Origin of the sequence: Nonomuraea sp. NPDC048892 (genome assembly GCF_040649735.1) — a bacterium.
GTDB classification, from domain to species: Bacteria; Actinomycetota; Actinomycetes; order Streptosporangiales; family Streptosporangiaceae; genus Nonomuraea; species Nonomuraea maheshkhaliensis.
Genome location: NZ_JBEZFZ010000006.1, coordinates 206,669 through 233,226, shown reverse-complemented (window position 1 = coordinate 233,226; position 26,558 = coordinate 206,669). Strand labels below are relative to the sequence as shown.

The following is a 26,558-nucleotide window of genomic DNA, read 5'->3' as shown; positions in this document are numbered from 1 at the left end:
GGAAGCTGCGAGAGGCGCCGCGGCGCCACCAGGCCGGCTGCCGGTAGTCCGGCGAGAGCTGCTACGCTGACCGTGCTCGTATGGGGGGCGGCAGGCGGGGCTGCCGCTTATTGATTTCGGTTGCGGGGCCTTCCTGAGGCATACTGGGAAGCACCCCGCCCGACCGGGTGAGTTACGAAGGTGCTCACCGTGTCGGGTATCCTCTACGGGCCGGGTCGATTACGGCCCAAAGGCGGAGTAGCTCAGTCAGGCAGAGCAAACGGCTCATAATCGTTGTGTCGCCGGTTCAAGTCCGGCCTCCGCTACTGCCCCATCCCAGGTCACCGGCCTGGGTACGGGCGTGTCCATGTCCCGAACGTAGAAAGGCACTCCCAAGTGGCTGCCACCGACGTTAGGCCGAAGATCACGCTGGCCTGCCAGGAGTGCAAGCACCGCAACTACATCACGCGGAAGAACCGGCGCAACGACCCGGATCGGCTTGAGCTGAAGAAGTACTGCCCCAACTGCCGCTGCCACCGCGCGCACCGCGAGACCCGCTAGGGTCCAGGGCAGGGCTGCTGGCCCCACTGTTTTCATAACGCACAACCGGCGTCCCCTAGCAGGGCGCCGGTTTGTCGTGTCTGCGTGTCCCTCCGCCCGCGTCCTGGGCAAAAAGCAGACCATCACCAGGGACAGCCGAACCTTGTTCTGTTAGCGTCGGCCTCATCAGCCGCCGGGACGGACAAGCGAGGGAGCAGCGATGGCCCTGAATCGTGACTTCGTGGGCAGAACCTATCCGCCCAGTGCCCCGTACGAGGTCAGCCGCGTGAAGATCAGGGAGTTCGCCGCCGCGATCGGCGACCACAACCCGCTCTACCGCGACCAGGAGGCCGCCCAGGCCGCCGGATACCCCGACGTGATCGCGCCACCCACCTTCCCCATCGTGTTCAGCCTGACGAGCGGCGGCGGGGCGCTGGTGGACCCCGACCTCGGGCTCAACCTGGCCATGGTCGTCCACGGCGAGCAGCGCTTCGAGTACACCCGGCCGGTCCACGCCGGCGACCGGCTCGTCATGACCTCCACGATCACCGACATCCGCACCGCCGGGCACAACGAGCTGCTCACGGTCAAGAGCGACGTGCGGACGGTCGAGGGTGAGCCGGTCTGCGTGACGTACAACACGATCGTCGAGCGCGGAGGGGCGGGCTGAGATGAGTGCCGCGGTGAGGTACGACGAGGTCGAGGCGGGGCAGGAGATCCCGGCCGTGGACTACAACGTGCGCCGGCTCAACCTGGTGATGTACGCGGGCGCCTCCGGCGACTTCAACCAGATCCACTGGAACGAGCGCTTCGCCAAGATGGTGGGCCTGCCCGACGTGATCGCGCACGGCATGTTCACGATGGCGCAGGCCGGGCGGTTCGTCACCGACTGGGTGGGAGATCCCGGCGCGGTGGTGGACTTCGGGGTGCGGTTCTCCTCGATGGTGGTCGTGCCCGACGACGACCAGGGGGCCACGGTCACGGTCAGCGGGGTCGTGGAGGAGAAGCTGGAGGACAAGAAGGTGGTCATCGGGCTGACCGCCAGGTCGGGCGACGCACGGGTGCTGTCCAAGGCCCGCGCGGTGGTCCAGCTCACCTGACACCCGGCTCCCGCTCACCCGATGCCCCGGTGATGTCCCAGTGATGCGCCAGTGATGCGCCGGTGATATCGCGGACGGCTCTCGGGTAGCGCGTGTCCGTATGAGTGATGTTGTGCGAAAGGTCTGGCCCACCGTTCGATCGATCCCCGTCTCCGCCGTGACCGACACCAAGCCGCCGGGGCACCTCAAACCCGCGCGGATCGACCAGGTGGCCGGCGCGGCCGGCACCGGCCGCGACACGGCGGGCGGCGCCGGTGAGCCCGGCACGGAGGACACTCCCGTGCCGGTGGGGGCGACGGGGGTCGGCACGGCCGGAACCAAGCGGACCAGAAGGAGCACGAGGAGCGCGGGGGCCGGCGCCGCGAGGACGGGCGCGAGCCCCGACCCCGCGGCCGATCTGGGCTTCTCGGGCGACCCCGGTCGGCACGGTGACCTGGACGACGGGATGTTGCACGCCCAGCGCACTTGGGACGCCTCGCTGGCCACCAACCGCCTGGACGACCAGGGCGTGACCCTGGAACGGCAGCGCGTGGAGACCAGGGGCGTCACCGCCGGCGTCGGGCTGCTGGTAGACGGCTGGCCCGAGGACGTCAGGCGCTGCGTGGAGTCGGTGATCGAGCACACCGGCGCCCACGTGCTCGCCCTCGACCTCGGCAACGTGGACGGCGCCGGCGACGTGCTGGCCGAGCTGGCCGAGCGCCACCCTGAGCGGATCACCGATTGGCACGTGAGCGAGACACCCCATTGGCGGGGCGGCACCGCGACCTGGGGCGAGAGCAGGGCCAAGCTGCTGCGGCTGGACGAGTCCGAGGTGCACGTGCTGATGGAGACGAACGTCGTGCTCCGCGGCGACGCGCTGACCCCGCTGATCGCCGCGGTCGTCGAGGGCGCGGTGGCCGCCGGATGGAGAGGGCTGAACCCGGTGGCGGCGGAGGAGCCCGAGCCGGGCCGGGAGAGCACGGGAGAGGTCGGCCCCAGGACGGTGTGGCGGGAGGCCGCTCCCGGCACGGTGCGGGCGCTGAGCGGCGAGCTCATCGCCGTACGCAGGGCCCAGGCGTTCGGCGCGCTGCCCGAGGACGCCCGCTACGGCAGGTACGCCGATCTGGAGCTCTCGCTGGCCCTGCCAGGCCGCCTGGTCGTCCCGCATCAACGGCTGCCGGTGACACTGCTGGGCCGGCACGACGTGGCCGGCGACTACGCGGAGCGGGAGTCCCGGCGCAACTACGACGGGGTGCTGCGCAGGCTGCGCGCCTCATAAGCTGTCTGGTCATGGAGAACCTCGCGTCGTACACCACGCTGAGCCTGGGCGGGCCCGCCCGCGAGTTCGCCGAGGCCACCTCGGCCGAGCAGCTCGTGTCCCTGATCGCCGATGCCGACAGGAACGCGGTGCCCACGCTGGTGCTGGGCGGAGGCAGCAACGTCGTGGTGGCCGACGAGGGGTTCGACGGGCTGGTCATCAAGGTCGCCACCGAGGGCGTGACCGTCTCGCGCGACGGCGAGCAGGCCGTCGTGACGGTCGAGGCGGGCGAGGACTGGGACCGGCTCGTGGCCCGCGCGGTGGCCGAGGGCTGGTCGGGCATCGAGTGCATGTCCGGCGTGCCGGGCCAGGTCGGCTCGACGCCCATCCAGAACGTCGGTGCGTACGGCCAGGAGGTCTCCCAGACCGTCAGATGCGTACGCGCCTACGACCGGCTCACCCGCCAGGTGATCGACCTGGAGGCGCGGCAGTGCGGCTTCTCCTACCGCGACAGCGTCTTCAAGCGCGACCTGAGCCGCTACGTCGTGCTGGCGGTGACCTACGCGCTCGACCTGTCCGAGCTGTCCGGGCCTGTGGCGTACGCGGAGCTGGCCGCACGGCTGGACACCGTGGCGGGGGGCCGGGTGCCGCTCGCGCGGGCCCGTGAGACCGTGCTGGCGCTGCGGCGGGGCAAGGGCATGGTGCTCGACCCCGACGACCCCGACACGAGGAGCGCGGGCTCGTTCTTCACCAACCCGATCCTCACGGCGGAGGAGGCGGAGGAGCTGGCGGTGCGGGCTCCAGGGCATCCGCGCTGGGACGTGCCGGGCGGCCTGATCAAGGTGCCCGCCGCCTGGCTGATCGAGCAGGCAGGCTACCCGAAGGGCTACGAGCGCGGCCCGGCCCGCATCTCGACCAAGCACACGCTCGCCCTCACCAACCCCACGGGCCGCGCCACCACCGCCGACCTGCTGGCCCTGGCCAGGGAGGTGCGCGACGGCGTACGCGAGAAGTTCGGGGTCACGCTGGTCAACGAGCCGGTCCTGGTGGGCTGCGCGCTGGACGACTAAGGACCCGGGAACAGGCACGGCGCGACGCCTGTTAGGGTGGTGCGGAATTACCGAAGGGGAGTAGTCCCAATCGCGTGGTCGACACACTGGCGCTTCACCGCGCCCGGTCACGCGGGCCTCAGACGGGCGGACGAGACCTTCGGCCTGGCAGTCATGTGGACAAAGACGCTGCCGGGCCGAAGTCGTGCCCGAAAAACTCCCCGGGCTCCTGCTTCCGGCCCGGTCGCGCGGAAGAGGACCGTTGGAAGCGTTCTGGATCAGTCTCGCCGTCATCTTCGTGGCCGAACTGGGCGACAAGAGCCAGTTGATGGCGATGACCTTCGCGACCCGTTTCAAGGCCTGGCCCGTGCTGGCCGGCATCACGATCGCGACGACCGTCGTCCACCTGCTCAGTGTGGCCGTGGGCGGCCTGATCGGCGGCGCGCTGCCGACGACGGCCATCACCGTGGTGGCCGGCGTGGCCTTCCTCGCGTTCGCCGTGTGGACGTGGCGGGGCGACGAGCTGACCGAGGAGGAGTCGAAGAAGGCTCAGCGCACCACCAGGAACGCCCTGATCGCGGTGACCGTGGCGTTCTTCCTGAGCGAGCTGGGCGACAAGACCATGCTGGCCACCATCACGCTGGCCACCCAGCACGACTGGGTGGGCACCTGGATCGGCTCGACCGTCGGCATGGTGGCCGCGGACGCGCTGGCCATCGTGGTGGGGCGGCTGCTGGGCAAGCACCTGCCCGAGAAGGTCATCCGCTACGGCGCCGCCGCCGCGTTCGCCGTCTTCGGCGTCGTGCTGCTGGCGGAGGCGATCCTCTGAGACCCACGCTCATGTGATGTCTCGCCGCAGCGGGGCCGCGACGGCGATGGCGACCGCGATCAGGGCGTAACACACCAGTACGGCGGCACCGGCCGGCGCGGACAGCAGCTGGGGCGCGGCGGTGCCGGTCTGGCCGGCGATGGCGTCCGCCAGAAAGGTGGAGCCGGTCAGCGCGGTGGTGGCGCCACCCGGGAGATAGGGATAGAGCACTTTGATCCCCGGGATGATCATCAGCACGGTCTCGATCACGTAGAAGTAGGCGCCGACGGCGATGAGGGCGGTCACCTGGTTGCGGAGGAGAGCCCCCACGGCGAGGCCCAGCAGGATGTAGACCGCCATGGTCAGGCCGATGCGGGCCAGCAGGGCCGCGACCGTGGCGGCCGGCAGGCCGAGCGTGATGCCCTTGAGCAGGGCCACGCCCCACAGGGCACCGCCGGCCACCGCCGCGGCGATCGCGCCGTAGGCGAGCCCGGCCCCGGTGTAGATCGCCAGCTTGGCCGCCAGCCAGGTCCAGCGTCTGGGCGCGAACAACGTCGTGGTGGTGACGGTCCTGTGCCGGTACTCCGAGGACACGGCGATGGTGCCGAGCAGCGCGGGGGCGAAGACGGTGAAGCCGAGCAGGCCCAGCAGCATGTGGGCACCCTGGACGGTGTCCAGCCCGGGCATCGGAGGGGTGAAGTTCTCCGGCCCGACCAGGGCGAGCAGGCCGATGAGCGCTCCGCTGCCCAGCGCGGCCAGCAGGCCCCACAGCCAGAGCCTGGTGCTGGCCAGGCGAGTCCATTCGGCGGCGAGGAGCGCGGTCATCGGGAACCTCCGGTGAGGTGCAGGAACACGTGTTCAAGGGTGGGATGTTCTGGGGTGATCTCGTGCAGCGGGACCCCGTGGGAGGCGGCCGCGGCGGCGACCTCCTCGGTGCTCAGGTCGTGGATGCGGAGGAGGTCCGGTCCCGGACGTTCCACCCGGACCCCGCTCGCCGCCAGCTCGGCCGCGAACAGGTCGGCTCGCGGGGAGCGGACCAGCACGGCGGCTGTGCCGTACAGGCCGGTGATGGGTCCGGCGGTGACCAACCGGCCGTCGCGGACCACCACCACGTTGTCGGCCATGTGCTCGATCTCGCCGAGCACGTGGCTGGAGACGAGGATGGTGCGGCCTTCGGCGGCCAGCTCGCGGACGAATCGCCGCAGCCAGGCGATGCCCTCGGGGTCCAGGCCGTTGCTCGGTTCGTCCAGCAGCAGCACCTGGGGGTCGCCGAGCAGCGCGGTGGCCAGGCTGAGGCGTTGCCGCATGCCGGTGGACAGGGTGGACGTGAGGCGGCCGGCGAAGGCCGACACCCCGGTCAGGTCGGCGACCTGACCGGCTCGGGCCGTGCCGTGCCGGCCCATGCGGGCGTAGACCCGCAGGTGGTCGCGGGCGGTGTGGGCGGGGTGGAAGCCCGCGCTGTCCAGCACGGCTCCGACGGCGGCCGACGGGCGGGGCAGGTCGGCGTAGCGGCGACCGCCGAAGGTGGCGGTGCCGGCGCTCGGCGTGACCAGGCCCAGCATCATCTGCATGGTGGTGGTCTTGCCGGCGCCGTTCGGCCCCAGGAATCCCGTCACGATGCCCGCCTCCGCCTCGAAGCTGAGGTCGGTGACGGCGTTGACCGGCCCGAACGCCTTGGTCAGGCCGCGCACCTCGATGTTCATCTCACTACCCATGTGTCCTCCGAACAACTAGCTGTTCTATTAGTTGTATATCAGATAGAGTGGGAGTGTGCAGCTGACACTTGACCTCGACAGCGAGGTCCCGATCTACCAGCAGATCCGGGACCGGATCGTGGAGGCGATCGCCAGACGGCAGGCGCGGGAAGGTGACCCGCTACCGTCCACGCGGCAACTCGCCGCGGATTTCGGCATCAACTTCCACACCGTGAACAAGGCCTACGACCTGCTGAGACAGCAGGGCGTGATCCGGATCAACCGCAAGAGCGGCGCGGTCGTACGGCGTGACGCCACAACCGGCCCGCCCGAGGAGCCCTTCACCGACGACTGGGAGGAACGCATGCTTGTGCTGCTGGCGGAAGCCACCGTTCACGGCATGGACCGGCAGGACGTGCTGCGCCGGTGCGAGGCGCTGCTGAACGGCTTCGAGGAGGGCGCGTGATCCTGCTCCTCTGCGCCGGCGCGATCGCCATCGCGCTGGTCACGTCCCTGATGCTGAGCCTGCCGGCGCTGGCCAGGCCCACCCTGCCGTTCGGCGTGCGCGTGGGGCTCCAGCGGGCAGGCGATCCCGCCATCGTCGCGGCGCGCCGGCTCTACACCCGTCTGACCGTCCTGGTGGCGGTGATCGCCGCGGTGGCCCTGATCCTGGTGCTGGCGGCCACCGGATCCGCCGTCGCGATCGGCCTCGCCGTGACGGCGGTGACGGTCGTGGACCTGCTCGTGTTCTACCGCGCTCATCGCATGGTCAGCGCCGCCAAGCTCGCCGGCGGGTGGGCGGCCGAGCGTCGTCAGGGCGTCACCGTGGACACGTCCTTCCGCACCGACCCGGTTCGCGTGCCGTGGTCGTACGGCCTGCCCGCCCTGGCCCTACTCCTGCTCACCGCGGGCGTCGGCTGGGCGCGTTACGGCGGGCTGCCCGCCACGCTGCCGCTGTCCTTCGGGTACGGCACCGCCGCCGCACCGCGTACGCCGACGACGGTGCTGAGCGCCTTCCAGCCGGTGATCTACCAGATCGCCGTCACCCTGGTCGTTCTCGTCGCGACCTTGGCCGTGCTGCGTGCCCGCCCCGACCTCGATGCCGCCAGACCGCAGGGCTCGGCCCGCCGTTACCGCGTCTACCTGCGCGGCGTCGCGGTGATGCTGCTGCTGTCGGCGGCCTGCGTGAACCTCAGCCTGTTCTTCGCGGGTCTGCGGCTGTGGGAGGTCGTCACTCCTTCGATCGTCTGGGAGGTGGCCGTCTTCGTTCCGCTCATCGTGCTGCTGGGCGGCTGGCCGACGTGGGCGATCAAAGTGGGCCAGGCCGGGCACCGGCTGCCAGCCCTGCCGGGCGAGGAACTGGAGGACACCGGGGTCGGCCAGCGCGAGGACGACCGCCACTGGTTCCTGGCCGGCGCCCTCTACGCCAACCGCCGCGACCCGGCCCTGCTCGTGCACGCCCGCCTCGGTCCCTCCTCATGGACCCTCAACCTCGGCCATCCGATCGCCTGGCTCCTGCTCGGCGTTCTCGCCGTCGCCCTCATCGTGCTCGCGGGGCTGGCGCTGGCCGGCGTCGTCGATCTTCCCCAGAGGCACAGCCTCCTCTGACGGTCGGCCGGTGCGCCCTCAGGGCAGCGCCGATGTCCCCTCAGGACAGCAGCGACAGGCGGTGGGCCGCCGCGGCGGCCTCGCCGCGCGTGGTGACGCCGAGCTTGCTCAGGATGTTGGACACGTGCACGCTCACCGTCTTCGCCGAGATGAACAGCTCGCTCGCGATGTCGCGGTTGGTGCGGCCCTGGGTGACCAGGCGCAGCACCTCCAGCTCGCGCGGCGTCAGCAGCTCCGACGGCTCCTGCGCCTCCTGGAGGCCGCCGACCCGGCGGGCCAGCACCTCGATCTCCTCCACCAGCGGGGTCGCCCGCAGCGCCTTGGCCAGCGGCAGCGCCGCCTTGAGCCGTACCGCCGCGCCCTCCCTGTCGCCGGACGCGGCGGCGACGGAGGCGGCCCGCAGCAGGGTCTTGGACTGGTTGTGCGGGCGCTGGAGCCGATCCCAGGCCGCCGCCGCGGCGTCGAAGTCGCCTGTATAGGACAGCCGGTACGCCTCCACGACCGGCCCGATGACCGACAGCATGCCGGCCACCTCGGCGGCCTGGGCGCGCAGCGCGGCGGTCCGTTCCGGCTCGGTGTCCTGGGCGGCGTCGCAGACCGTGCGCAGCAGCGCGAGCAGCCGCCAGCCCAGCATGGCCTTGCTCGACTGCTTCGGCTGCGAGAGCACCTGCTCGGCCACGCCGAGCGCGGCGGCGGGCTCGCCCCTGGTCAGGTGCCAGCCGATGAGCAGGCGGGCGTTGCTGATGATGTCCTGGACGAACTCCTCAGGACGGTTCTTGGACACGCCGACCTCGGCCAGGATGCCCTCGACGAGCTGCAGCTCGCCCCTGGCCAGGGCGATGTCGGCGCGCACGCGCAGCAGGCTGTAGCGGGTGCGCAGCACGGGGCCGTGGCTGAGCGCGGTCTCGACGATCTCGATGGCCTCGTCCCAGCGGCCGAGCGTCTCCAGCACCTCGGCCCAGTTGTTGGCGATGAACAGGCCGCTGCCGCGCAGGCGTCCGTACTTCTTGGCGACCGTCCAGCCGTGCTCGGCCATGCGCAGGGCGTCGTCCTGGCGCCCCATGTCGAGCAGCCCGTCGATGTTGTTGCCCATCGCCCGGGTGATCAGTTTGCCCGCGCCCTCCTCGTGGCCGATGGCCAGCGCCTGCTCGTTGATGGCGATGGTGGTCTCGATCTCGCCGTTGAGCGAGTGGCCGAGCGCCAGGTTCATCAGCAGGTCGCCTTCGAGGCAGCGGTCGCCGTGCTCCCTGACCCAGCGCAGGCCCTCGATGATGAGCTCGTTGGCCTCCTCGATCTCGCCTCTCAGCATCAGGTGGCGGCTGAGCGGCGTGACGACCTCGGCCCGGTCGAGGCTGTTCTCGGGGACGAGCCGCAGCGCGTGCCGCAGGTCGTCGATGACGCCCGCCTGCCCTTTGGAGTTCTTCAGCCCGGCCCTGCGCACGATGAGCTGGGCCACGCGGCCGGGCTCGCGGGTCTCGTCCAGCTGCGACAGCGCGGCCTTGACGAACTTGCTGGCCTTGTCGACGTCGCCGCCGGCGTTCGCGGCCTCGGAGGCCCGCTCCAGCACGGCGGTGTGGTCGCATCCGATCAGCTCGGCCGCGTCTGGCACCCGGTCCCAGAGCGTGAGCACGCGTTCGAGCAGCGGGACCGCCTCGGTGTAGGCGAACGCCTTGGACGACTTGCGGGCCGCCTCCCAGGCGGAGATCAGCGCCCAGCGGTCGTTGCGGGCGCCGTACCAGTGGTGGGCCAGCTCGACGGCGGCCCGGTCGGGCGGGACGAGCGTGCGGTCCTTGGAGATCGCTTCGGCGAACCTGCTGTGCAGGCGCTGGTGCTCGCCCGGCAGCAGCTCGTCGTGCACGGCCTCGCGGATGAGCGAGTGGCGGAAGACGTACGCGCGGCTGTCGGCGATCTGCAGGACGTTGCCCATGATCGCGGGACGGAGCGCGGTCTCCAGCTCGACGTCGGACAGGCCGCTGACGGCGGCCAGCAGCGCGTGGCCGACCCGGTTGCCGCCGGCGGCGGCGACGCGCAGCACGCGCTGGGTCTCCTCGGGCAGCCGCTCGACGCAGCCGAGGATGAGGTCCTGCATGGAGTCGGGGAACGTGCACTCGTCGCCGCTCTCCAGCATGGCCTCGACGAACAGCGGGATGCCCTCGCTGCGTTCGTAGACCGTGTCCACCTTGCCGTAGGCGGGAGTGCGGCCGAGGATCGCGGTCATCTGCTGGGCGACCTCGTCCCGCGACAGGCGGGGCAGATCGAGGCGGTGCACGCCGTGGACCCGGCCCAGCTCGGCCAGCACCGGCCTGAGCGGATGCTGGCGGTGCAGGTCGTCGGAGCGGTAGGTCATGACGATGAGGACCTGCGGCGTGTGCAGGTTGCGGCTGAGGAAGGCGATGAGGTCGCGGCTGGACCGGTCGGCCCAGTGGATGTCCTCGATGACCAGGATGGTGGGGCGGTGCTCGGCGAGGCGTTCGAGCAGGCTGAGGAACTGCTCGAAGAGCCGGGCGCGGCCGGTCTCGGTCTCGCCGTCGCGGCTGGGCTCGCCGAACTCGGGCAGCAGCCGGGCGAGGTCGCGTTCGGCTCCCTCCGGCAGCAGTCCGGCGACGGCGGCCGGGCCCTGCTCTCTGACGAGCTGGCGCAGGGCGGCGGTGAACGGCGCGTAGGCCAGGCCTTCGGTGGACAGCTCGACGCAGCCCCCGAAGAGCACGTGGGCGCCGTCGGCCGCGCGGCTCTCGGCGAAGCGCTGCACGAGCCGCGTCTTGCCGACCCCGGCCTCGCCCCCCAACAGGACCGCCGTGACCGTGCCCTTGATGGCCTCGTCGAAGCTTTCAGACAGAGCCGCCAGCTCCTCTGCCCGTCCGACGAAGACGGGACTCACCGAACGTCCCCGCATGTCATCCAGCATGCCATCCCACATCCGCTGCTTTCGACGGTTTTTGGAGCACTTGCAGGGCTTTATGGGGCCCGTGCGACCCGGCCGCGCGGGTGCGGGCGGCCGGGTGCTCGTGGGGTGGTCATGAGGAACGGCGCTTGCCGAAGAGCGAACGGCGCTCGCTCTTGTTGCCCTGCTCGGCCTCGCGTACGCGGCGCTGGTGGGCGGCGGCCCGGCGCAGCTCGTTCGCCTGGTTCTTCATGAGCTCGAACTCGATCTCGGGGTTCATCATCGTCTTCCTTCGATGTGGTGCTTTTTCCTGACACCTTTAAGACTCGGGCTAAGGCCCGGTCCGCCACATCGGGTGGATGTCCTATCTCCTGTACGGGCCTCCTGCCGGCATCCCTATGGATTCACGCCGGGATGCCTAGAAGCCGGGGCCGCAGGCGTACGGCATGCCTAGGACCTGCGCCCGCGCTGCCCTAAGGTGATCCGGTTTGGAGGTAGAGGCCCTGGTCGGCGATGCTGTCTAGGTGTCAACTGTGACTACCTCGCTCGCGGACGTCGCTTCGTCCGACTCGGCGTTGCGAGCCTTCCTGCACGGCCTGCCCGGGGTTGACCGGGTCGGCGCGGACCAGCGGGCGGCGATGCTCGGCACCCGTTCGATCAAGACCACGGCCAAGGCCCAGGCCATCGACCTGGCCATCTCCATGGTGGACCTGACGACCCTCGAAGGAGCCGACACGGACGGCAAGGTGCGCGCGATGTGCGCCAAGGCCGTGCGGCCCGGCGGCGACGCCCCCTCGGTGGCCGCCGTCTGCGTCTATCCCGACCTGGTGGCGGTGGCCGTCGAGGCGCTGAAGGGCACGGGCGTCAAGGTCGCCTCCGTCGCCACCGCGTTCCCCAGCGGGCGCACCTCGCTGGAGGTCAAGGTGAGCGACACCGCGCTCGCGCTGGCCGCGGGCGCCGACGAGATCGACATGGTGATCGACAGAGGCGCCTTCCTGTCCGGCCACTACATGAAGGTCTACGAACAGATCGTCGCGGTGAAGGAAGCCTGCGGCGCGGCTCACCTGAAGGTGATCCTGGAGACCGGCGAGCTGGCCACCTACGACAACGTGCGGCGCGCCTCCTGGCTGGCCATGCTGGCCGGCGCCGACTTCATCAAGACCTCCACCGGCAAGGTCGCCCCGGCGGCGACGCCGCCGGTGACGCTGATCATGCTGGAGGCCGTACGCGACTTCCGCGACGCGACGGGCCGCCAGATCGGCGTGAAGCCGGCCGGCGGGATACGCACGACGAAGGACGCGATCAAGAACCTGGTGCTGGTCAACGAGACGGCGGGCGACGACTGGCTCACCCCCGAATGGTTCCGTCTTGGCGCCTCGTCGCTGCTCAACGACCTGCTGATGCAGCGCCAGAAGCTGGCCACCGGCCGCTACGCGGGCCCCGACTACTTCACCCTGGACTGAGACGATGTTCGAATATGCACCGGCCCCCGAGTCGCGCGACGTCGTTGACCTGAAGTCCTCCTACGGGCTGTTCATCAACGGTGAGTTCGTCGACGGCTCCGGCACTCCGTTCAAGACCGTCAATCCGGCCACCGAGGAGACGCTGGCGGAGGTCGCCACGGCCTCCTCCGACGACGTCGACCGCGCCGTGCAGGCGGCGCGCAAGGCGTTCGGCGTCTGGAGCGCGCTGCCCGGCGCGGAGCGCGCCAAATACCTGTTCCGCATCGCGCGGATCATCCAGGAGCGGGCCAGGGAGCTGGCCGTGCTGGAGTCGCTCGACAACGGCAAGCCGATCCGCGAGTCGCGCGACGTGGACGTGCCGCTCGTGGCCGCCCACTTCTTCTACTACGCGGGCTGGGCCGACAAGCTGGAATACGCCGGCTTCGGCAGCGCCAGGCCGCTCGGCGTGGCCGGCCAGGTCATCCCGTGGAACTTCCCGCTGCTCATGCTGGCCTGGAAGATCGCCCCGGCGCTGGCCTGCGGCAACACGGTGGTGCTCAAGCCGGCCGAGACGACGCCGCTGACCGCGCTGCTGTTCGCCGACATCTGCCGTCAGGCCGATCTGCCGCCCGGCGTGGTCAACATCGTCACCGGCGCGGGCGAGACCGGCGCCGCCGTGGTGGCCCACCCCGACGTGAACAAGGTGGCCTTCACCGGCTCCACCGAGGTCGGCCGGATCATCGCGCGGACGGTGGCCGGCACCGGCAAGAAGCTCACCCTGGAGCTCGGCGGCAAGGCCGCGAACATCGTGTTCGACGACGCCGCCATCGACCAGGCGGTGGAGGGGATCGTCAACGGGATCTTCTTCAACCAGGGCCACGTGTGCTGCGCGGGCTCGCGGCTGCTGGTGCAGGAGTCGATCCAGGAAGAGTTGTTGGCCGCGCTCAAGCGCCGGCTCGGCACGCTGCGCCTGGGCGACCCGCTGGACAAGAACACCGACATCGGCGCCATCAACTCCGCCGAGCAGCTCGCCAAGATCCGGCGGCTCAGCGACCTCGGCGAGTCCGAGGGGGCCGAGCGCTGGTCGCCCGCGTGCGAGCTGCCCGGCAAGGGGTTCTGGTTCCCGCCGACGCTGTTCACCGGGGTGGCGCAGTCCCACAGCATCGCCAGGGAGGAGATCTTCGGTCCTGTGCTGTCGGTGCTGACCTTCCGCACCCCGGCCGAGGCGGTGGAGAAGGCCAACAACACGCCGTACGGACTGTCAGCGGGCGTGTGGACCGAGAAGGGCTCGCGCATCCTGTGGATGGCCGACCGGCTCAGGGCCGGCGTGGTCTGGGCCAACACCTTCAACAAGTTCGACCCGGCCTCGCCCTTCGGCGGGTTCAAGGAGTCCGGGTTCGGGCGTGAGGGCGGACGCCACGGTCTGGAGGCCTACCTTGAGGTGTGACAGTCGCCGGCCGCGCCGGCGCGATCAGGCGACCCGGGGCCACGCCTTCGCCAGGGCCGGCCGCCCGGTGCGCGAGGGCTGGTTCGCCCACCGCTGCGGCGTCAGCCGGTGCGGCCAGATCTTCGTACCGGTGCAGGTGGAGCAGGAGTCCACGTGGAAGGGGCGCGGCGATGAGTAGGTTGTCCGTCAAAAAGACCTACAAGCTCTACATCGGCGGGGCGTTCCCGCGCTCGGAGAGTGGGAGGTCCTATCCCGTGACCTCGGCCAAGGGAGACTTCCTCGCCAACGCCTCGCGGGCCTCGCGCAAAGACGCCCGCGACGCGGTGGTGGCCGCGCGCAAGGCGTTCCCCGGCTGGTCGGGCGCGACCGCGTACAACCGGGGGCAGATCCTCTACCGCGTCGCCGAGATGCTGGAGGGCCGGCGCGCGCAGTTCGCCGACGAGCTCGGCGGCGGCAAGCGGGCGGCCCTGGAGCAGGTGGACGCCACCGTCGACCGGCTGGTCTGGTACGCCGGATGGTCCGACAAGATCGCCTCGGTGCACGGCGCGGCCAACCCCGTGGCCGGGCCCTACTTCAACCTGTCCACGCCCGAGCCGACCGGCGTGGTGGCCGTCGTCGCGCCGGCCGATCCGCTGCTCGGCCTGGTGTCGGTGGTGGCGCCGGTGATCGTGACCGGTAACACGTGTGTCGTGGTCGCCTCGGAGCCGTCGCCGCTGGGCGCGATCACGCTGTCGGAGGTGCTGGCCACCTCCGACCTGCCGGGCGGCGTCGTCAACGTGCTGACCGGGCGGCAGGGCGAGCTGGCTCCGTGGCTGGCGGCGCACATGGACGTCAACGCGATCGACCTGACCGGGGTCGCTGACGCCGACCTGGCGCTGAGCTGCGAGCAGGCCGCGGCGGAGAACCTCAAGCGGGTGCTGCGGCCGGCGGCGGCGCAGGACTGGGGGGCCGATCCCGGGATCGGGCGCATGACGGCCTTCCTGGAGACCAAGACGGTCTGGCACCCCGTCGGCATCTGATCGTCGTGTCGGATCCCGGCATCTGATCAGCACATTTGATCACCGTGTTTGATCACCGCGTTTGATCACCGCGTCCCCTCGGCCTCGTCTCAGGCCGGGGGGATGTTGTGGTTCAGGCGGAACAGGTTCTCCGGGTCCCATGCGGCCTTGAGCCTGGTCAGGCGTTCGTAGTCGCCCGGCTCGTACGCCCTGCGCACGTTCTCCGGCGTGGCCTGGTCGCCGTACAGGAAGTTCAGCACCTGTCCGCCCGTCGCCCACGGCGCCAGCGCCCGCCTGACCGCCTCGTGGGCCGCGCGCACGGCCGTCAGGTCCGCGCCGGGGGCCAGGCCGGGGGTCAGCATGCCGGCGTAGTAGAGCGCGTCCCTGTTGCCCACCGAGTTGGCCACCGACTGAGGCTTGGCCAGCGCGCCGCCGAGGTGGCGCACCTCGATCACGGCCCGCGCGCCGAGCAGCGCCTCCAGCGCCTCCTCCGGCAGCTCGCGCAGCAGGGAATGGGTGGAGTGGTAGCCGGACGGCGTCGTGGGGTCGTTGTGGATGGCGGCCGAGCCGGTGTAGGGCAGTTCGCCCACGGTGTCCATCAGCCGGGGGCCGACCGCGCGCAGCGGAGCCAGCAGTTCCTCGCCTTCCGCCGCGTTCCCGGTGAACGCGACGCGTACGTGGGCCACGGTCTGGCCGCGGAAGGGCGCGGGGGCGTGCGGGGAGTCGGGGAACGGGATGACGGCGATCGAGGAGGTCAGCTCCTCGGGCAGGGACCGGGTCCAGTCCCGCCAGGCACGCAGCGCGGGCCCGGCCAGGTCGGTGCCGAAGTAGAGCGCGCCACCGTAGAGCCGCTCGACGGGGACGAGGCCGATCTCCAGCGCGGTGGCCACGCCGAAGTTGCTTCGGCCGCCCACCAGCGCCCAGAACAGATCGGGGTCGCCCTCAGGGGCGACGCGGCGGAGCTCGGCGTCGGCCGTGACGACCTCCACGGCGCGCACCTGGTCGGCGGCGTACCCGTAGCGCCTGGCCATGAGCCCGAGCCCCCCGCCCAGCGTGTACGACACCGCCCCCACGACCGGCGACGAGCCGGACAGCGGGGCCAGCCCGTGCCCGGCCGCCGCGGCGATGACCTGTTCCCAGCGCACGCCCGCCTCGATGCGCGCGGTGCCGGCGGCCGGGTCGATCGTGACGGCGTTCATCCTGCCGGTGGTGACGAGCAGGCCGCCCTCGGCGGGGACGGGCAGGCCGTGCCCGGTGGCCTGCACCGCGACGGGCAGGCCGCGCGCGGCGGCGTGGGACACCGCCCGCCGCACGTCATCGGGGCTCGCGGCCGGGACGATCACCTCGGGACGGTGGGAGGCGAGCGTCTGGAAGCCGGCTCGCTCGGCGTCATATCCGGAATCATGCCGATAAAGGGTGGAACTCATGGTTCCAGCCTGTCGGCGGCGCTTCCATAAGTCCAAGAGATAGATCTGCTGATCGCCAGAAGCAATCGTTATGGAAGCCTCAGTAGGCGAAGCCCGGCGGCCTGAGCGGTGGATGCGCGGCCTGGAGCTGGGCGGCCAGGCCCAGCAGGTGGGGCTCGCCGCCGGGCGGCGCGACGAGCTGCACGGCGATCGGCAGCCCGCTGGAATGGGTGGCCAGGGGCACGGCCATGGCGGGCCAGCCGCACATGTTCCAGGGGCCCGTGGCGGGGGCGTACCTGATGTTGGCCGAGGCGTTGTGCAGCAGGCCACGCCGGCCCCAGCGCTCGGCCCTCGGCGCGACGGCGGCCAGGGCCGGCATGACCAGCACGTCCGCGTCGCCGAGCCACTGGTCGGCGCCGTAACCGTGCCAGCGCTCGCGGCCCCGCGCGCCGTCCAGCTTGAGCGCGGCGAGCACCCGGCCGGCCCTGGCCAGCGCGCGGGTACGGCGTTCGAGCCGCCACCGGTCCAGCCCTTCGACCGACTCGGCCGCCCTGACCAGCCACGTCGCGACCGTGGCCGGGCCGAGCCAGGCGGGCAGCGTGCCGTCGTGCTCGACCACCGTGTGCCCGGCCAGGCGCAGCGTCTCCGCCGCCCCGCGCACCGCGGCCCTGAACTCCTTGTCGACCGACAACCCCGGCGGCAGCGGCTGCGGCGCGTACGCCACCCGCAGGTCGAACGGCTCCGGGCCGGCGGGCGGCGGCTGCGGCTCCCACACCTCGTCGTCGTCGGCCCAGACCGAGCGCAGCATGCGCGGCGCGGGCTCCACCCGGCAGCCGCCGCGCCACGCCTCCGCCAGCGACGGGTCCGCGGCCAGCACCGACAGCGCGAGCGACAGGTCCGCGGCGGTGGTGGCGATCGGGCCGTTCTCCGTCAGCCGGTCCCAGTCGTCCGTCGGCGGCGGCACCAGGCCCGCGCCCGGCTTGATCGCCAGAACGCCGCAGCAGGCCGCGGGGATGCGCAACGAGCCCATGCCGTCGTTGCCGAGCGCGATCGGCACCATGCCCGCCGCCACCGCCGCGGCGCTGCCGGCCGACGATCCGCCCGCCGTGCGCGAGGGGTTCCATGGATTGCGTACGATGCCGTACGCGCTGTCGCCGAACGCCACCAGCCCCAGCTCCGGCAGGTTGGTCACGCCGATCACCACCGCGCCCGCCGCGCGCAGCCGCGCCACCGTCACGTGATCCTCGGCCGCCGGCACGTCGGAAGTGGCGGCCGACCCGCCGCGGGTGGCCTCGCCCGCCACCTCCAGGTTGTCCTTGACCGCGACCGGCACGCCCGCGAGCGGCAGATCCGGCAGATCACGCCGTTTCTGCAGCTCCCGCGCCTCCTCCACGGCCTGCTCCCTGACCGCACGGAACGCCCCGACCCTGGTGTCCCGCTCCGAGATGGCATGAAGATGCTCCTCGACGACGGTCGTGGCCTTGATGTCACCGTGCCGTACGGCCGTCGCGATCTCGATGGCGGACCTGCCTGCCCACAACATGATTCGAGTGTGCACATTTTCACTCATCGTGGCGAGGCTCGATAGGGTCGATCCACGTGAACGGACCTTCGCTCGCCCTGCGACAGCGCTCGCTGGGCGACCCCACGGCCGAATATCCCCTGTTCCCGCCGCTGACGCGGGGCTGCCCAAGGACCAGCACCGACGAGATCGCCTATCCGCTCGACGTCGTCTACGACTACGCGAAGGTGGAGCGCGCCCTGTTCGACCAGGCGCCTGGCCCCGATATCGCGCGCTGGTCCCCGCTGCTGCCGCCGCTGGCGGTGCCCACGCTGGGCGAGGGCGGGACACCGCTGGTGGAGTTCGGGGACGTGCACGTCAAGGACGAGTCACGCAATCCGACGTGGTCGCACAAGGACCGGCTCAACCGGGTCGCGGTCAGCGCCGCCGTGGTCGCCGGCGCGCCCGGCGTGGTCGTGGCCTCATCCGGCAACCACGGCGCCTCGGCCGCCGCCTACGCGGCCAGGGCCGGGCTGCCCGCGATCGTGCTCTCCTCGGCGGACTCGCCGCCGGCCGTGCAGACGTTCGCGCGCGCGTACGGGGCCAAGGTCGTGTCCGTGCCGGTCGCGGCGCGCTGGCCGCTGCTGCGGGAGGTCGTGGACCGGCTCGGTTACCATCCGGTCAGCAACCAGACCGTGACCCACACCGGGCACCCGTTCGGGGCCGAGGGCTACAAGACGATCGCGTACGAGCTGTTCCTGCAGCTCGGCAGGGCGGTGCCCGCGGCCGTCTTCGTGCCCACCGGTTACGCCGAGCTGCTCTACGGGGTGTGGAAGGGCTTCACCGAGCTGCGGCTGCTCGGGCTGGCCGAGCGGACGCCGCGGATGTTCTCCTGCGAGACGGCCGCCGGCGGGCCCCACGCCAGGGCCCTGGCCACCGGCGCGCCCGCCGCGATCGTCGAGCTGGGTCCCACGGAGGCGTACGGGGTCGCCGGCACCGTCGGCGGGCACCGGGGCGTGCTGGCCGTGCGCGACAGCGGCGGAGAGGCCGTGCTGGTGACCGATGAGGAGCTGCGGCGGGCCCAGCGGGATCTGGCCGGGCAGGGGCTGTGGCAGGAGCTGTCAGGCGTGGCGGGGGTGGCGGGGTATCGGAGGTCGCGGCGCGCTTTTGACGGGCCTGTGGTGTGTGTGGCGACGTCCAGCGGGTTCAAGGACATGGGGGTGGGTGGGGAGCGTTATCCGGTGATCGAGAACCCGACGCTGGACGATCTCGTGAGCTGAGGTACGGGGCCTCAGGGCTTGATCCAGACACGGAGTGGGCCGGTCGTGGTGAAGCCGTGGCTCATGGCGGTGGTGGGGTCGATCTCGTAGCCGACCAGGGGGCGGCCGGGGAAGAGCTCGGCGGCCATGGCCAGGGTGCCTTGCCAGGCGGCGTCCTCGTCGGGGCCGAAGACGTTGGAGACGCCGACGGCGGGGCCGGTGGCGCTGGTGGTGAGGACCGCGCCGGTGGTGATCTCGCCGTTCGTCCGGCCGTACACGATCGTCGCCTCCGCGAGCAGCGCGGGCGGGAACAGGCCGGGCTCGCCGAACGCCCGCTCCCAATCGCGCAGCGTGGCCGCGTCCTCGACCCTCGCCCAGTCGGTGGGCCTGCGATCGGGGGCGGCGCGGTGGATCCAGCGCGCCTCGAACAGCACCTCGAAGCCCGGCAGGTCGAGCGTGGCGAAGCTGTCCTTGACCGACGCGCCGGGACCCGCGTCGATGCGGCCGAGCACGTCGGCCGCCGTGGCGTCAGGGGAGAGCGTGACGGCGTCGGGGTAGAAGGGCGGGGTCCTGGCCGGGTTGGTCCAGGAGCGCTCGGTGAACGTGCCCGGCCTGCCGTGGGCGCGGCACATCAGGTCGCACCACGCGGCGTTGTCGCGGGCCGCCACGGCCTGCCAGCCGTGCCAGCCGGTCATGGGCGGCGGGACGGCCTGCGCGTCGGTCATGGGCGTCTCCTCGTCCGGCGGGACGGCCTGCCGGTCGGTCATGAGCGTCCCTTCGTGCGGCGGGTGGGCGGCGCGGTGAGCGGGTCTTCCGGCCAGGGGTGCTTGGGGTAGCGGCCGCGCATCTCCGCGCGTACGTGACGATAGGCGTCGCGCCAGAACGAGGCCAGGTCCGCCGTCACCGCCAGCGGACGGCCCGCGGGCGACAGTAGGTGGACGACGACCGGCACGCCCGCGATCCGCGGCGTCTCCTGCCAGCCGAACAGTTCCTGCAGCTTCACCGCCAGCACCGGCTGCTCGCCGGAGTAGTCGAGGCGGATGTGCGAGCCGGTGGGGACCTCCAGGCGTTCGGGGGCGACCGCGTCCAGCCGTTCGCTCCACGGGATCAGGCGGCGCAGCGCCGAGGCGACGTCGATGCGCTCCACGTCGGCGCGGCGGCGGGCTCTGGACAGCTCGGGCTCCAGCCACTGGTCCGCCAGCTCGATGAGCGCGTCCATGGACGGCCAGGGCGGGCCGATCGCCCGGTGACAGAACGCCAGGCGGTCGCGCAGGTCCTTGGCCTGTTTCGTCCAGGTCAGCAGCTCTTCCGTACGCAGGCCGTACCGGATGGCCGCACTGACGTCGGCGTCCTTGAGCGGCCTGGCGGACAGCTCGATCGCGCCCAGGCGCTCGACCCTGCGCGCGGACACGTCGCCGCGGCGCTCGCCCGGCGGCACCTTCCACTCGACCTCGTCCTCCACCGTGGTGCCGGCCGCCAGCCTGGCCGTCGCCTCGTCGATCACCACCGCCTGCCTGACACGGGCCGAGGTCGAGCCGGTCGGGCGGTCGGCGACCGCGACGGCCAGCCACTCAGCGGTCCCGAGCCTGGAACCCTCGGCCGGCTGGGCCTGGGTGCCCGAGGCCATGAGGAACCCGCCGCCACGCCTGCGCGCCACCCGCTCGGGAAACGCCAGCGCCACCGCCATCCCGGCCAGCGCGTCATCCGACAACTCCCGCCCGCGAGCAGCCACGCCGGTGGGGTGGGCGCCGGGGGAGGCGTGGCCGGCGGCTTCCGGGGAGGTGCGCCGAGCGGCGCCGGCGTCGGCGTCTGCGGTGGTGGCGGTGCGGCGGAGGCGGGTGGATTCCTGGCGCCAGCGGGCCGCGAAGCCGGTGCCGCCGCGGCGGGCCGTGCGCCAGACCTCCACCAGGTCGTCGGAGGCGTCCCTGGGCAGTTGTTCCGACAGGAGCGCCACCACCTCGGCGGCCCGGGGGCCGAGGTCGAGGAGGGCCCTGGCCAGCCGGGGGTGCACCCCGGCCAGCGCCATCCGCCGGCCACGGGCGGTGACGCGGGAGGCGTCGTTCAGGGCGCCGAGCAGCCGCAGCGTGCCGGTGGCGGCGGACATGGCGGCGGCGGGCGGCGGGTCGAGCAGGGCGAGGCCGTGGGCGTCGGGGCTGCCCCAGCAGGCCGCCTGGAGCGCGAAGCCGGTCAGGTCGGCGAGCGCGATCTCCGGCCGGGCCTGGCCGGCCAGGCGCTCGTGCTCGGCCGCCGTCCAGCAGCGGTAGACGGTGCCGGGCGCCTCGCGGCCCGCCCGGCCGGCCCGCTGGGCGGCGGAGGACTTCGAGACCCTGACCGTGGTGAGGGAGCCCAGGCCGCGTGCGTGGTCGGTACGCGGCTCGCGGGCCAGCCCGCAGTCCACCACCACCCGCACGCCGGGCACGGTCAGGCTCGACTCGGCGACGGACGTGGCCAGCACCACCCTGCGCCCCGCCCCCGGCGACAGCACGGCGTCCTGGACGTGGGCCGGCGCCTGGCCGTGCACCTGGAGCAACTGCTCGACGTCCCCGGCCAGCATCCCGGCCACCCTGGCGATCTCGCCCACGCCGGGCAGGAAGCACAGCACGTCGCCGTCCCGTTCGGCCAGCGCCCTGCGTACCACCGAGGCCACGTGCGACAGCAGCGCGGGATCGACGCGCAGGCCGTGCGGCGGCGCGACCGGGCGCGGCGGCGGGGCCCAGACGGTCTCCACGGGATGGGTGTTGCCGGTGGCGGCGACGACGGGGCCGCCGAGCAGCTCGGCCCACGGCGCGGCGTCGGCGGTGGCGGAGGTGGCCAGGAGGCGCAGGTCGGGGCGGAGCGTCTCGCGTACGTCGAGCAGGAACGCCAGCGCCGTGTCCGCGTCGAGGTGGCGTTCGTGGCATTCGTCCAGCATGACCGCGTCGATCCCGGCCAGCTCCTGGTCCCGCTGGAGCCGTTGCAGCAGCACGCCGGTCGTGACGACCTCGACCCTGGGATCGGCGCCCACGTGCCGCTCGCCTCTGATCGTGTAGCTCACGCCCATGCGCCGGGCCGCCGCGCGTACGGCCATCCGCCTCGGCTCGGCCACCACGACCCGCATGCCCGCCTCGGCCAGCGCCAGGGGCACCACTGTGGTCTTGCCGGTGCCGGGCGGCGCGGTCAGCACCGCGCTGCCGTGCCCGTCGAGCGCGGACAGCAGCTCGGGCACCACCTGGTGGATGGGCAGGGCACCCTGAGGGGAGGGCGGGACCCTGCCTGGGGAGGGGGCGCCGTCAGGCACGGGCATCGGCCCGCTCGGTGACCTGCTCCCTGGCGACCTGCTCCTCGGGGCCTCCCGCAGCGGCCCGGTGCGCGGAGGCCGTGCGTCCTGAGGGTCGGTTCGCCGAGCGCAGGATCGCGTCGAGGAGCCCGGGGAAGCGGACGTCGAGGTCGGCGCGGCGCAGGCTCATGTACTTCAGCCGCCCCTCCTGCTTGGTCACGACCACGCCGGCCTCCCGCAACGCCCGATAGTGGTGCGAAGCGGTGGATTTGTGCACCCCGAGGTCGTCGGCGGCCGTGGTGCAGTTCAGCTCCCCGGCGAGGGCGAGACGGATGGCGATCTGCAGGCGTACGGGGTCGGACAGCGCCCGCAGAACCTCTGTGAGCTCGATGTCCTCCGTAGCCGGGTGCGGTAGCAGGCGCATGGCGGAAGCCTACCTTCGTCTCATTGTTTGACAACGATCCAACTATAGGTCAGTTTGATGGGCGTCAAACTTTTGCTGGAGGAGGCTTCCGTGAGTTCACGGCTCTATCCGATGGCCGCCGGAAATTTCGCGATCGGTACGGGCATGTTCGTCACCGCCGGGTTGCTAGGCCCGATCTCGACCGACCTGGGGGTCTCCCGGTCGGCCGCGGGCCAGCTCATGACGGTGTTCGCGCTGGCGTACGCGGTGCTGTCGCCCCTGCTCGCGGCCCTGACGATCCACCTGCCGCGCAGGACGCTGCTGTTGCTGGCCATGGCGGTGTTCGTGGCCGGGAACGTGCTGAGCGCGCTGGCGCCGACGTACCCGCTGGTGGTCCTCACCCGGGTGATCGCCGCGGCGGGGGCGGCCATGTTCACGCCGACCTCGTCGGCCGTGGCGAACGCGCTGACCCCGCCCGACCGGCGCGGGCGCGCGCTGGCGCTGGTGATGGGCGGACTGAGCGTGTCGTCGGCCATCGGCGTGCCGCTCGGCACCTGGCTGGGCGAGGCGGTGACCTGGCGCGCGACGTTGTGGATGGTCTCGGGGCTGGGCCTGCTCGGGCTCGTCTGGGTGGCCGCGCTGGTGCCCGACGTGCGGCTCCCGACGTCCGGACGGCTGCGGGAACGGTTCGAGCCGCTGCGCGACCGGCGGGTGCTGGCGGTGATGGCCACGCAACTGCTGGTCTTCGCGTCGGGGTTCAGCGCCTACACCTACATCGGCTCGCTGTTCGACCTGCCGCTGCCCGCGCTGCTGTGGGCCTGGGGACTGGGCGGGATCGTGGGCAACCTGCTCGGCGGGCGGCTGTCAGACGCGTACGGGCCGCGCCGGATGATCCTGATCGGGATGACCGCCGCCTTCGTGTTCGTCCTGCTCATCCCCGTCGCGAACCTCGCCCTGCCCATCGCGCTGGTGTGGGGCTTCCTGTGGGGCTCGGTCGGCTGGATGATCGCCCCCGCGCAGCAGTTCAGGACCGTCACCACGATGCCGGGCAACGTCTCGATCGGCCTCGGCCTGCTGTCGTCGGCCCAGTACTTCGGCCTGTTCGTGGCGGGCCTGGCCGGCGGGGTGGCACTGGACGCGTACGGACGGATCGGCGTGATCGCCCTGTCCGCAGGACTGGGCCTGCTGGCCCTGCTGTTCACCCTGGCCACCTACCGCGCACCGAAGCTCGTCCCCCAGGTGACCGAACCGGTCGGCTGAACGTCCGGGGAAGGGTTCTGGAGGAGAGTACGTTGGAGCACTCCGGGACCACGATGACGACGGGGCGGACCGCGTTGCCTCCCCGGGAGGAGACGGGAGCCGATGAGTCTGCGCCAGTTCGAGTACGCCCTGGCGGTCGCCACGGAGGGCTCGGTGACGGCGGCGGCGGAAACGCTGCGCGTCGCCCAGCCGTCGATGTCCCAGCAGATCCGCAACCTGGAGCGCGACCTCGGCGTGACGCTCTTCGACCGGACGCCGGGCGGGCTCGTGCCCACCGCGGTCGGCCGGGCCTTCCTCCAGGAGGCCGAGATCGCGGTGAACGCGGCGCGGCGAGCGCGGGAGACGGCGCGGGCCGGCGCGGACGACATGGTGGGCGAGCTCGCCGTCGCGGCGCAGCTGGGATTCGGCACCCGCCAGTTGCCGGGCGCGCTGGGCGTGCTGCGCCGCCGTTTCCCGCGGCTGGAGGTCACCGTCTTCGAAGAGTCGAGCTCCGCCGAGCTGGAGCAGCTGTGCCGCAGGCGGGTCACGGACTTCGCCCTGATGGCGGCCTGCCGTCGGGGCCCCGCGGACGCCCATCGCCTCGGCGAGGAGGAGTTCGTCGCGGTGCTGGGCGCCGGGCACCGGCTGCTCGCCGCCGACCGGGTGGACCTGCGTGCGCTGGAGGGGGAACCGTGGGTCAGGTTCGACCGCGACAGCGCACTCGACGGGGTGCTGCAGGAGGTGTCGGAGGAGAACGGGCTGACGCCGGCCACGGTCGCCCGCGTGTCCCAGACGGCGACGGCGGTGCGCTGGGCCGCCCACGGCCTGGGCGTGACGCTCGTCCCGGCCTCCGCGGTGCCCCGCGGCTACGAGCACCTCGCGCGTCCGATGTCCCCGGTCGTCTCGCAGCCCGTCATCGCCGTGGTCCACCCCGACGCGGGTCCGGCGGCGACCGCGCTGCTTGAGCTCCTGCGCCAGGAGACCTGGGACAGCTCCGCCTCCCTCCGCCGGTCGGACGCCGATGAGCCGCACGACGAGCCGCACGACGAGCCGCACGACGAGACAGCCGCGACGAACGTCGTGCGCCCGCTCAGAGCCGGGTGAACGCCGCGCGCCCGCTCAGAGCTGGGTGACGCCGCCGTCCACGGCGAGTTCGACCCCAGCGGTGTACGTCGCGTCGAAGGCGAGGAACGCCGCCGCGGCCACGATCTCGTCGAGGGCGCCAAGCCGCTTCATCGGATTGTCCGCGACCCGCTCCGCGATGAACTCCGCGGCGGCCTCCTTGGACATCGTGCGCTCCAGCACCCCCGTGTCGACGGGCCCGGGGCTGATCGCGTTGACGCGGATCTCGCGCGGCAGCAGCTCGCGGGAGAAGCTGCGGGCCATGGAGCGCAGCGCCGCCTTGCCGGCCGCGTAGACGCTGGTGTCCTGGATGCCGACGACGCCGGCCACCGAGGTGGTCAGGACGACGCCGGCGCCCCTGCTCAGCAGCGGGGCGAGCTTCTGCACGGTGAAGAAGGCGCCCTTGACGTTGACCGCGAACAGCTCGTCGTACGCCTGCTCGGTCGTCGAGTCGAGCGGCGTGAGCGCGGTGATGCCCGCGTTGACGAACAACGCCTCGACCGTGCCGAGCTCGGTCTTCACCCGGTCCGCCAGCGTGTCCAGGTCGGAGAGCGAGGACACGTCGCCGCGGACGGCCACCGCGTTCTCGCCGATCCGCTCCCGCGCGGCGTCGAGCGCGGCCTGGGAACGGCCGGTGATCGCCACCCGGGCCCCGCCGTCCGCCAGCGATTCGGCGATGGCGAGCCCGATGCCGCTGCTGCCACCGGTGACCACGACATTCTTGCCACTGTATTTACCCATGAATACAATTCCTTCGTTGGTGAACAACGACAGTTCGTCGTCAATTCCTGGGGTATTCGCCGCCGTCCACGGAGAAATTGGTCCCGGTGATCCAGCTCGACTGGTCGGACACGAGGAAGAGCACCGCGTTCGCGATGTCGCCCGGCAGGCCTTCGCGCCCGAGCGGCGGCGTGTCGGTCGCGCCCGACTCCGCGGCGGTGCTCGCCCACCGCCGGCGCGTCTCCTCGCCGCCGGGGGTGGCGGTCCTGCCGGGGGCCAGGGCGTTGACCCGGACTCCGTACGGGGCCAGCTCCGCGGCCAGCGCCCGGCTGTAGCTCTCCAGCCCCGCCTTGGCCGCCTGGTAGTGCGCGAAGACCGGCACCGGCGGGAGCAGCGCGGCGGTGGAGATGTGCACGATCGCCCCCGACCCCTGGTCCCGCATCCCCGGCGTGAGCAGGGCGTTCAGCCGTACGGCCGCGAGCAGGTTGAGGTTGAGCGTGTCCTGCCAGTCCGCGTCGGGGATCGTCACGGCGCTGTCGCCGGCCCGGGCGCCACCCGCGTTGTGCACCACGATGTCCACCCCGCCGAACGTCTCCTGGACGGTCGCGGCCAGCGCCCGCGTTCCGGCCTCGGTGCGGATGTCGGCCGTCACGAAGGCGGCCCCCTCCGGCGCCGGGTACGCGGTCGTCCTGGCGGTGGCCAGCACCTCGGCGCCCTCCTCAAGCAGCCGCCGCACGACCGCCGCCCCGATTCCCCGGGAACCTCCCGTGACGAGAGCTCGTTTTCCCTTGAGCTCTCCTGATCCGTTTCCGAGCGTCATGGCCCCTCCTGAATCGCCGAATTCGCTCGGCGCGGATATTCGCGGGCCG

General features: G+C 72.1%; 26 protein-coding genes and 1 tRNA gene. 16 read left to right on the top strand and 11 right to left on the bottom strand.

What is annotated here, in order from left to right; all coding sequences use genetic code 11:
• Nucleotides 1-231 precede the first annotated feature (231 nt).
• The 7 genes from AB0C28_RS22105 to AB0C28_RS22075 all read left to right on the top strand — a co-directional run bounded on the left by AB0C28_RS22105 (nt 232) and on the right by AB0C28_RS22075 (nt 4,734).
• Nucleotides 232-305, top strand: a tRNA-Met gene (locus tag AB0C28_RS22105).
• Between the two features lie 70 nt (nt 306-375).
• Nucleotides 376-540 carry a 50S ribosomal protein L33 gene (gene rpmG, locus AB0C28_RS22100; protein WP_019632658.1) on the top strand — a complete coding sequence of 55 codons (165 nt, stop codon included), beginning with the start codon at nt 376-378 and terminating at the stop codon, nt 538-540.
• A gap of 199 nt (nt 541-739) precedes the next feature.
• Nucleotides 740-1,189: a MaoC family dehydratase N-terminal domain-containing protein gene (locus tag AB0C28_RS22095; RefSeq protein ID WP_346105445.1), complete on the top strand. Its 450-nt coding sequence runs from the start codon at nt 740-742 to the stop codon at nt 1,187-1,189.
• 1 nt (nt 1,190) lies between these two features.
• Entirely contained in the window at nt 1,191-1,619 is a 429-nt protein-coding gene (locus AB0C28_RS22090) for a MaoC family dehydratase (RefSeq protein WP_346105444.1), read from the top strand.
• Between the two features lie 157 nt (nt 1,620-1,776).
• Nucleotides 1,777-2,877 (top strand): hypothetical protein, encoded by a 1,101-nt coding sequence (locus AB0C28_RS22085; RefSeq protein ID WP_358076817.1) that lies wholly within the window; start codon nt 1,777-1,779, stop codon nt 2,875-2,877.
• Nucleotides 2,878-2,888: 11 nt separating this feature from the next.
• A complete protein-coding gene (locus AB0C28_RS22080; RefSeq protein ID WP_357845972.1) occupies nt 2,889-3,926 on the top strand; it encodes a UDP-N-acetylmuramate dehydrogenase in 1,038 nt (345 codons plus the stop codon).
• A 241-nt stretch (nt 3,927-4,167) separates the two neighbouring features.
• Complete coding sequence (locus AB0C28_RS22075) at nt 4,168-4,734, top strand: TMEM165/GDT1 family protein (protein ID WP_357845970.1); 567 nt, start codon at nt 4,168-4,170, stop codon at nt 4,732-4,734.
• Nucleotides 4,735-4,743: 9 nt separating this feature from the next.
• On the opposite strand, the gene AB0C28_RS22070 is transcribed toward AB0C28_RS22075, so the two are convergent.
• The gene (locus AB0C28_RS22070) at nt 4,744-5,538 is read right to left on the bottom strand and encodes an ABC transporter permease (RefSeq protein ID WP_357845968.1); all 795 of its coding nucleotides are present in this window, start codon (nt 5,536-5,538) and stop codon (nt 4,744-4,746) included.
• Nucleotides 5,535-6,428, bottom strand: a complete 894-nt coding sequence (locus AB0C28_RS22065) for an ATP-binding cassette domain-containing protein (RefSeq protein WP_358076815.1) — start codon at nt 6,426-6,428, stop codon at nt 5,535-5,537. The genes AB0C28_RS22070 and AB0C28_RS22065 overlap by 4 nt, the downstream gene beginning before the upstream one ends.
• A 55-nt stretch (nt 6,429-6,483) precedes the next feature.
• Here AB0C28_RS22065 and AB0C28_RS22060 point away from each other — a divergent pair, with 55 nt between their 5' ends.
• Together AB0C28_RS22060 and AB0C28_RS22055 are read left to right on the top strand one after the other, a co-directional pair.
• On the top strand, nt 6,484-6,873 hold the full coding sequence (locus AB0C28_RS22060) for a GntR family transcriptional regulator (protein WP_357845964.1): 390 nt from the start codon (nt 6,484-6,486) through the stop codon (nt 6,871-6,873).
• A complete protein-coding gene (locus AB0C28_RS22055) occupies nt 6,870-8,015 on the top strand; it encodes a hypothetical protein (protein ID WP_358076812.1) in 1,146 nt (381 codons plus the stop codon). The genes AB0C28_RS22060 and AB0C28_RS22055 overlap by 4 nt, the downstream gene beginning before the upstream one ends.
• Nucleotides 8,016-8,055: 40 nt before the next feature.
• On the opposite strand, the gene AB0C28_RS22050 is transcribed toward AB0C28_RS22055, so the two are convergent.
• Complete coding sequence (locus tag AB0C28_RS22050; RefSeq protein WP_357845960.1) at nt 8,056-10,908, bottom strand: AAA family ATPase; 2,853 nt, start codon at nt 10,906-10,908, stop codon at nt 8,056-8,058.
• A 121-nt stretch (nt 10,909-11,029) separates the two neighbouring features.
• Nucleotides 11,030-11,179: a hypothetical protein gene (locus AB0C28_RS22045; protein WP_357845958.1), complete on the bottom strand. Its 150-nt coding sequence runs from the start codon at nt 11,177-11,179 to the stop codon at nt 11,030-11,032.
• 250 nt (nt 11,180-11,429) lie between these two features.
• Here AB0C28_RS22045 and deoC point away from each other — a divergent pair, with 250 nt between their 5' ends.
• Genes deoC through AB0C28_RS22025 form a run of 4 tightly spaced genes read left to right on the top strand, consistent with a single transcriptional unit; the run spans nt 11,430 to nt 14,804 of the window.
• Nucleotides 11,430-12,359, top strand: a complete 930-nt coding sequence (gene deoC / locus AB0C28_RS22040; RefSeq protein WP_358076809.1) for a deoxyribose-phosphate aldolase — start codon at nt 11,430-11,432, stop codon at nt 12,357-12,359.
• A 4-nt stretch (nt 12,360-12,363) separates the two neighbouring features.
• Entirely contained in the window at nt 12,364-13,785 is a 1,422-nt protein-coding gene (locus AB0C28_RS22035) for an aldehyde dehydrogenase family protein (RefSeq protein WP_357845955.1), read from the top strand.
• A complete protein-coding gene (locus AB0C28_RS22030; protein WP_357845954.1) occupies nt 13,775-13,963 on the top strand; it encodes a hypothetical protein in 189 nt (62 codons plus the stop codon). Before AB0C28_RS22035 ends, AB0C28_RS22030 begins: the two co-directional genes overlap by 11 nt.
• A complete protein-coding gene (locus AB0C28_RS22025) occupies nt 13,956-14,804 on the top strand; it encodes an aldehyde dehydrogenase family protein (RefSeq protein ID WP_358076807.1) in 849 nt (282 codons plus the stop codon). Before AB0C28_RS22030 ends, AB0C28_RS22025 begins: the two co-directional genes overlap by 8 nt.
• An 89-nt stretch (nt 14,805-14,893) precedes the next feature.
• Here AB0C28_RS22025 and AB0C28_RS22020 read toward each other — a convergent pair whose 3' ends face one another.
• Nucleotides 14,894-16,210 carry an FAD-binding oxidoreductase gene (locus tag AB0C28_RS22020; RefSeq protein WP_358076805.1) on the bottom strand — a complete coding sequence of 439 codons (1,317 nt, stop codon included), beginning with the start codon at nt 16,208-16,210 and terminating at the stop codon, nt 14,894-14,896.
• 79 nt (nt 16,211-16,289) lie between these two features.
• Nucleotides 16,290-17,732: an amidase family protein gene (locus tag AB0C28_RS22015; RefSeq protein ID WP_357845948.1), complete on the bottom strand. Its 1,443-nt coding sequence runs from the start codon at nt 17,730-17,732 to the stop codon at nt 16,290-16,292.
• A gap of 56 nt (nt 17,733-17,788) precedes the next feature.
• On the opposite strand from AB0C28_RS22015, the gene AB0C28_RS22010 reads away from it, so the two are divergent.
• Complete coding sequence (locus AB0C28_RS22010) at nt 17,789-18,970, top strand: pyridoxal-phosphate dependent enzyme (RefSeq protein ID WP_357845946.1); 1,182 nt, start codon at nt 17,789-17,791, stop codon at nt 18,968-18,970.
• Between the two features lie 11 nt (nt 18,971-18,981).
• Here AB0C28_RS22010 and AB0C28_RS22005 read toward each other — a convergent pair whose 3' ends face one another.
• Genes AB0C28_RS22005 through AB0C28_RS21995 form a run of 3 tightly spaced genes read right to left on the bottom strand, consistent with a single transcriptional unit; the run spans nt 18,982 to nt 22,629 of the window.
• Nucleotides 18,982-19,716 (bottom strand): hypothetical protein, encoded by a 735-nt coding sequence (locus AB0C28_RS22005; RefSeq protein WP_357845944.1) that lies wholly within the window; start codon nt 19,714-19,716, stop codon nt 18,982-18,984.
• The gene (gene hrpB, locus AB0C28_RS22000) at nt 19,713-22,232 is read right to left on the bottom strand and encodes an ATP-dependent helicase HrpB (RefSeq protein WP_358076802.1); all 2,520 of its coding nucleotides are present in this window, start codon (nt 22,230-22,232) and stop codon (nt 19,713-19,715) included. Before hrpB ends, AB0C28_RS22005 begins: the two co-directional genes overlap by 4 nt.
• The gene (locus AB0C28_RS21995; protein ID WP_358076799.1) at nt 22,219-22,629 is read right to left on the bottom strand and encodes a metalloregulator ArsR/SmtB family transcription factor; all 411 of its coding nucleotides are present in this window, start codon (nt 22,627-22,629) and stop codon (nt 22,219-22,221) included. The genes hrpB and AB0C28_RS21995 overlap by 14 nt, the downstream gene beginning before the upstream one ends.
• A gap of 90 nt (nt 22,630-22,719) precedes the next feature.
• Here AB0C28_RS21995 and AB0C28_RS21990 point away from each other — a divergent pair, with 90 nt between their 5' ends.
• Nucleotides 22,720-23,868, top strand: a complete 1,149-nt coding sequence (locus tag AB0C28_RS21990; RefSeq protein WP_357845938.1) for an MFS transporter — start codon at nt 22,720-22,722, stop codon at nt 23,866-23,868.
• A gap of 102 nt (nt 23,869-23,970) precedes the next feature.
• On the top strand, nt 23,971-24,951 hold the full coding sequence (locus AB0C28_RS21985) for a LysR family transcriptional regulator (protein WP_358076796.1): 981 nt from the start codon (nt 23,971-23,973) through the stop codon (nt 24,949-24,951).
• 15 nt (nt 24,952-24,966) lie between these two features.
• Here AB0C28_RS21985 and AB0C28_RS21980 read toward each other — a convergent pair whose 3' ends face one another.
• Both AB0C28_RS21980 and AB0C28_RS21975 read right to left on the bottom strand, forming a co-directional pair.
• Nucleotides 24,967-25,710: an SDR family oxidoreductase gene (locus tag AB0C28_RS21980; protein WP_357845934.1), complete on the bottom strand. Its 744-nt coding sequence runs from the start codon at nt 25,708-25,710 to the stop codon at nt 24,967-24,969.
• 40 nt (nt 25,711-25,750) lie between these two features.
• On the bottom strand, nt 25,751-26,509 hold the full coding sequence (locus AB0C28_RS21975) for an oxidoreductase (RefSeq protein WP_357845932.1): 759 nt from the start codon (nt 26,507-26,509) through the stop codon (nt 25,751-25,753).
• Nucleotides 26,510-26,558: the final 49 nt, after the last annotated feature.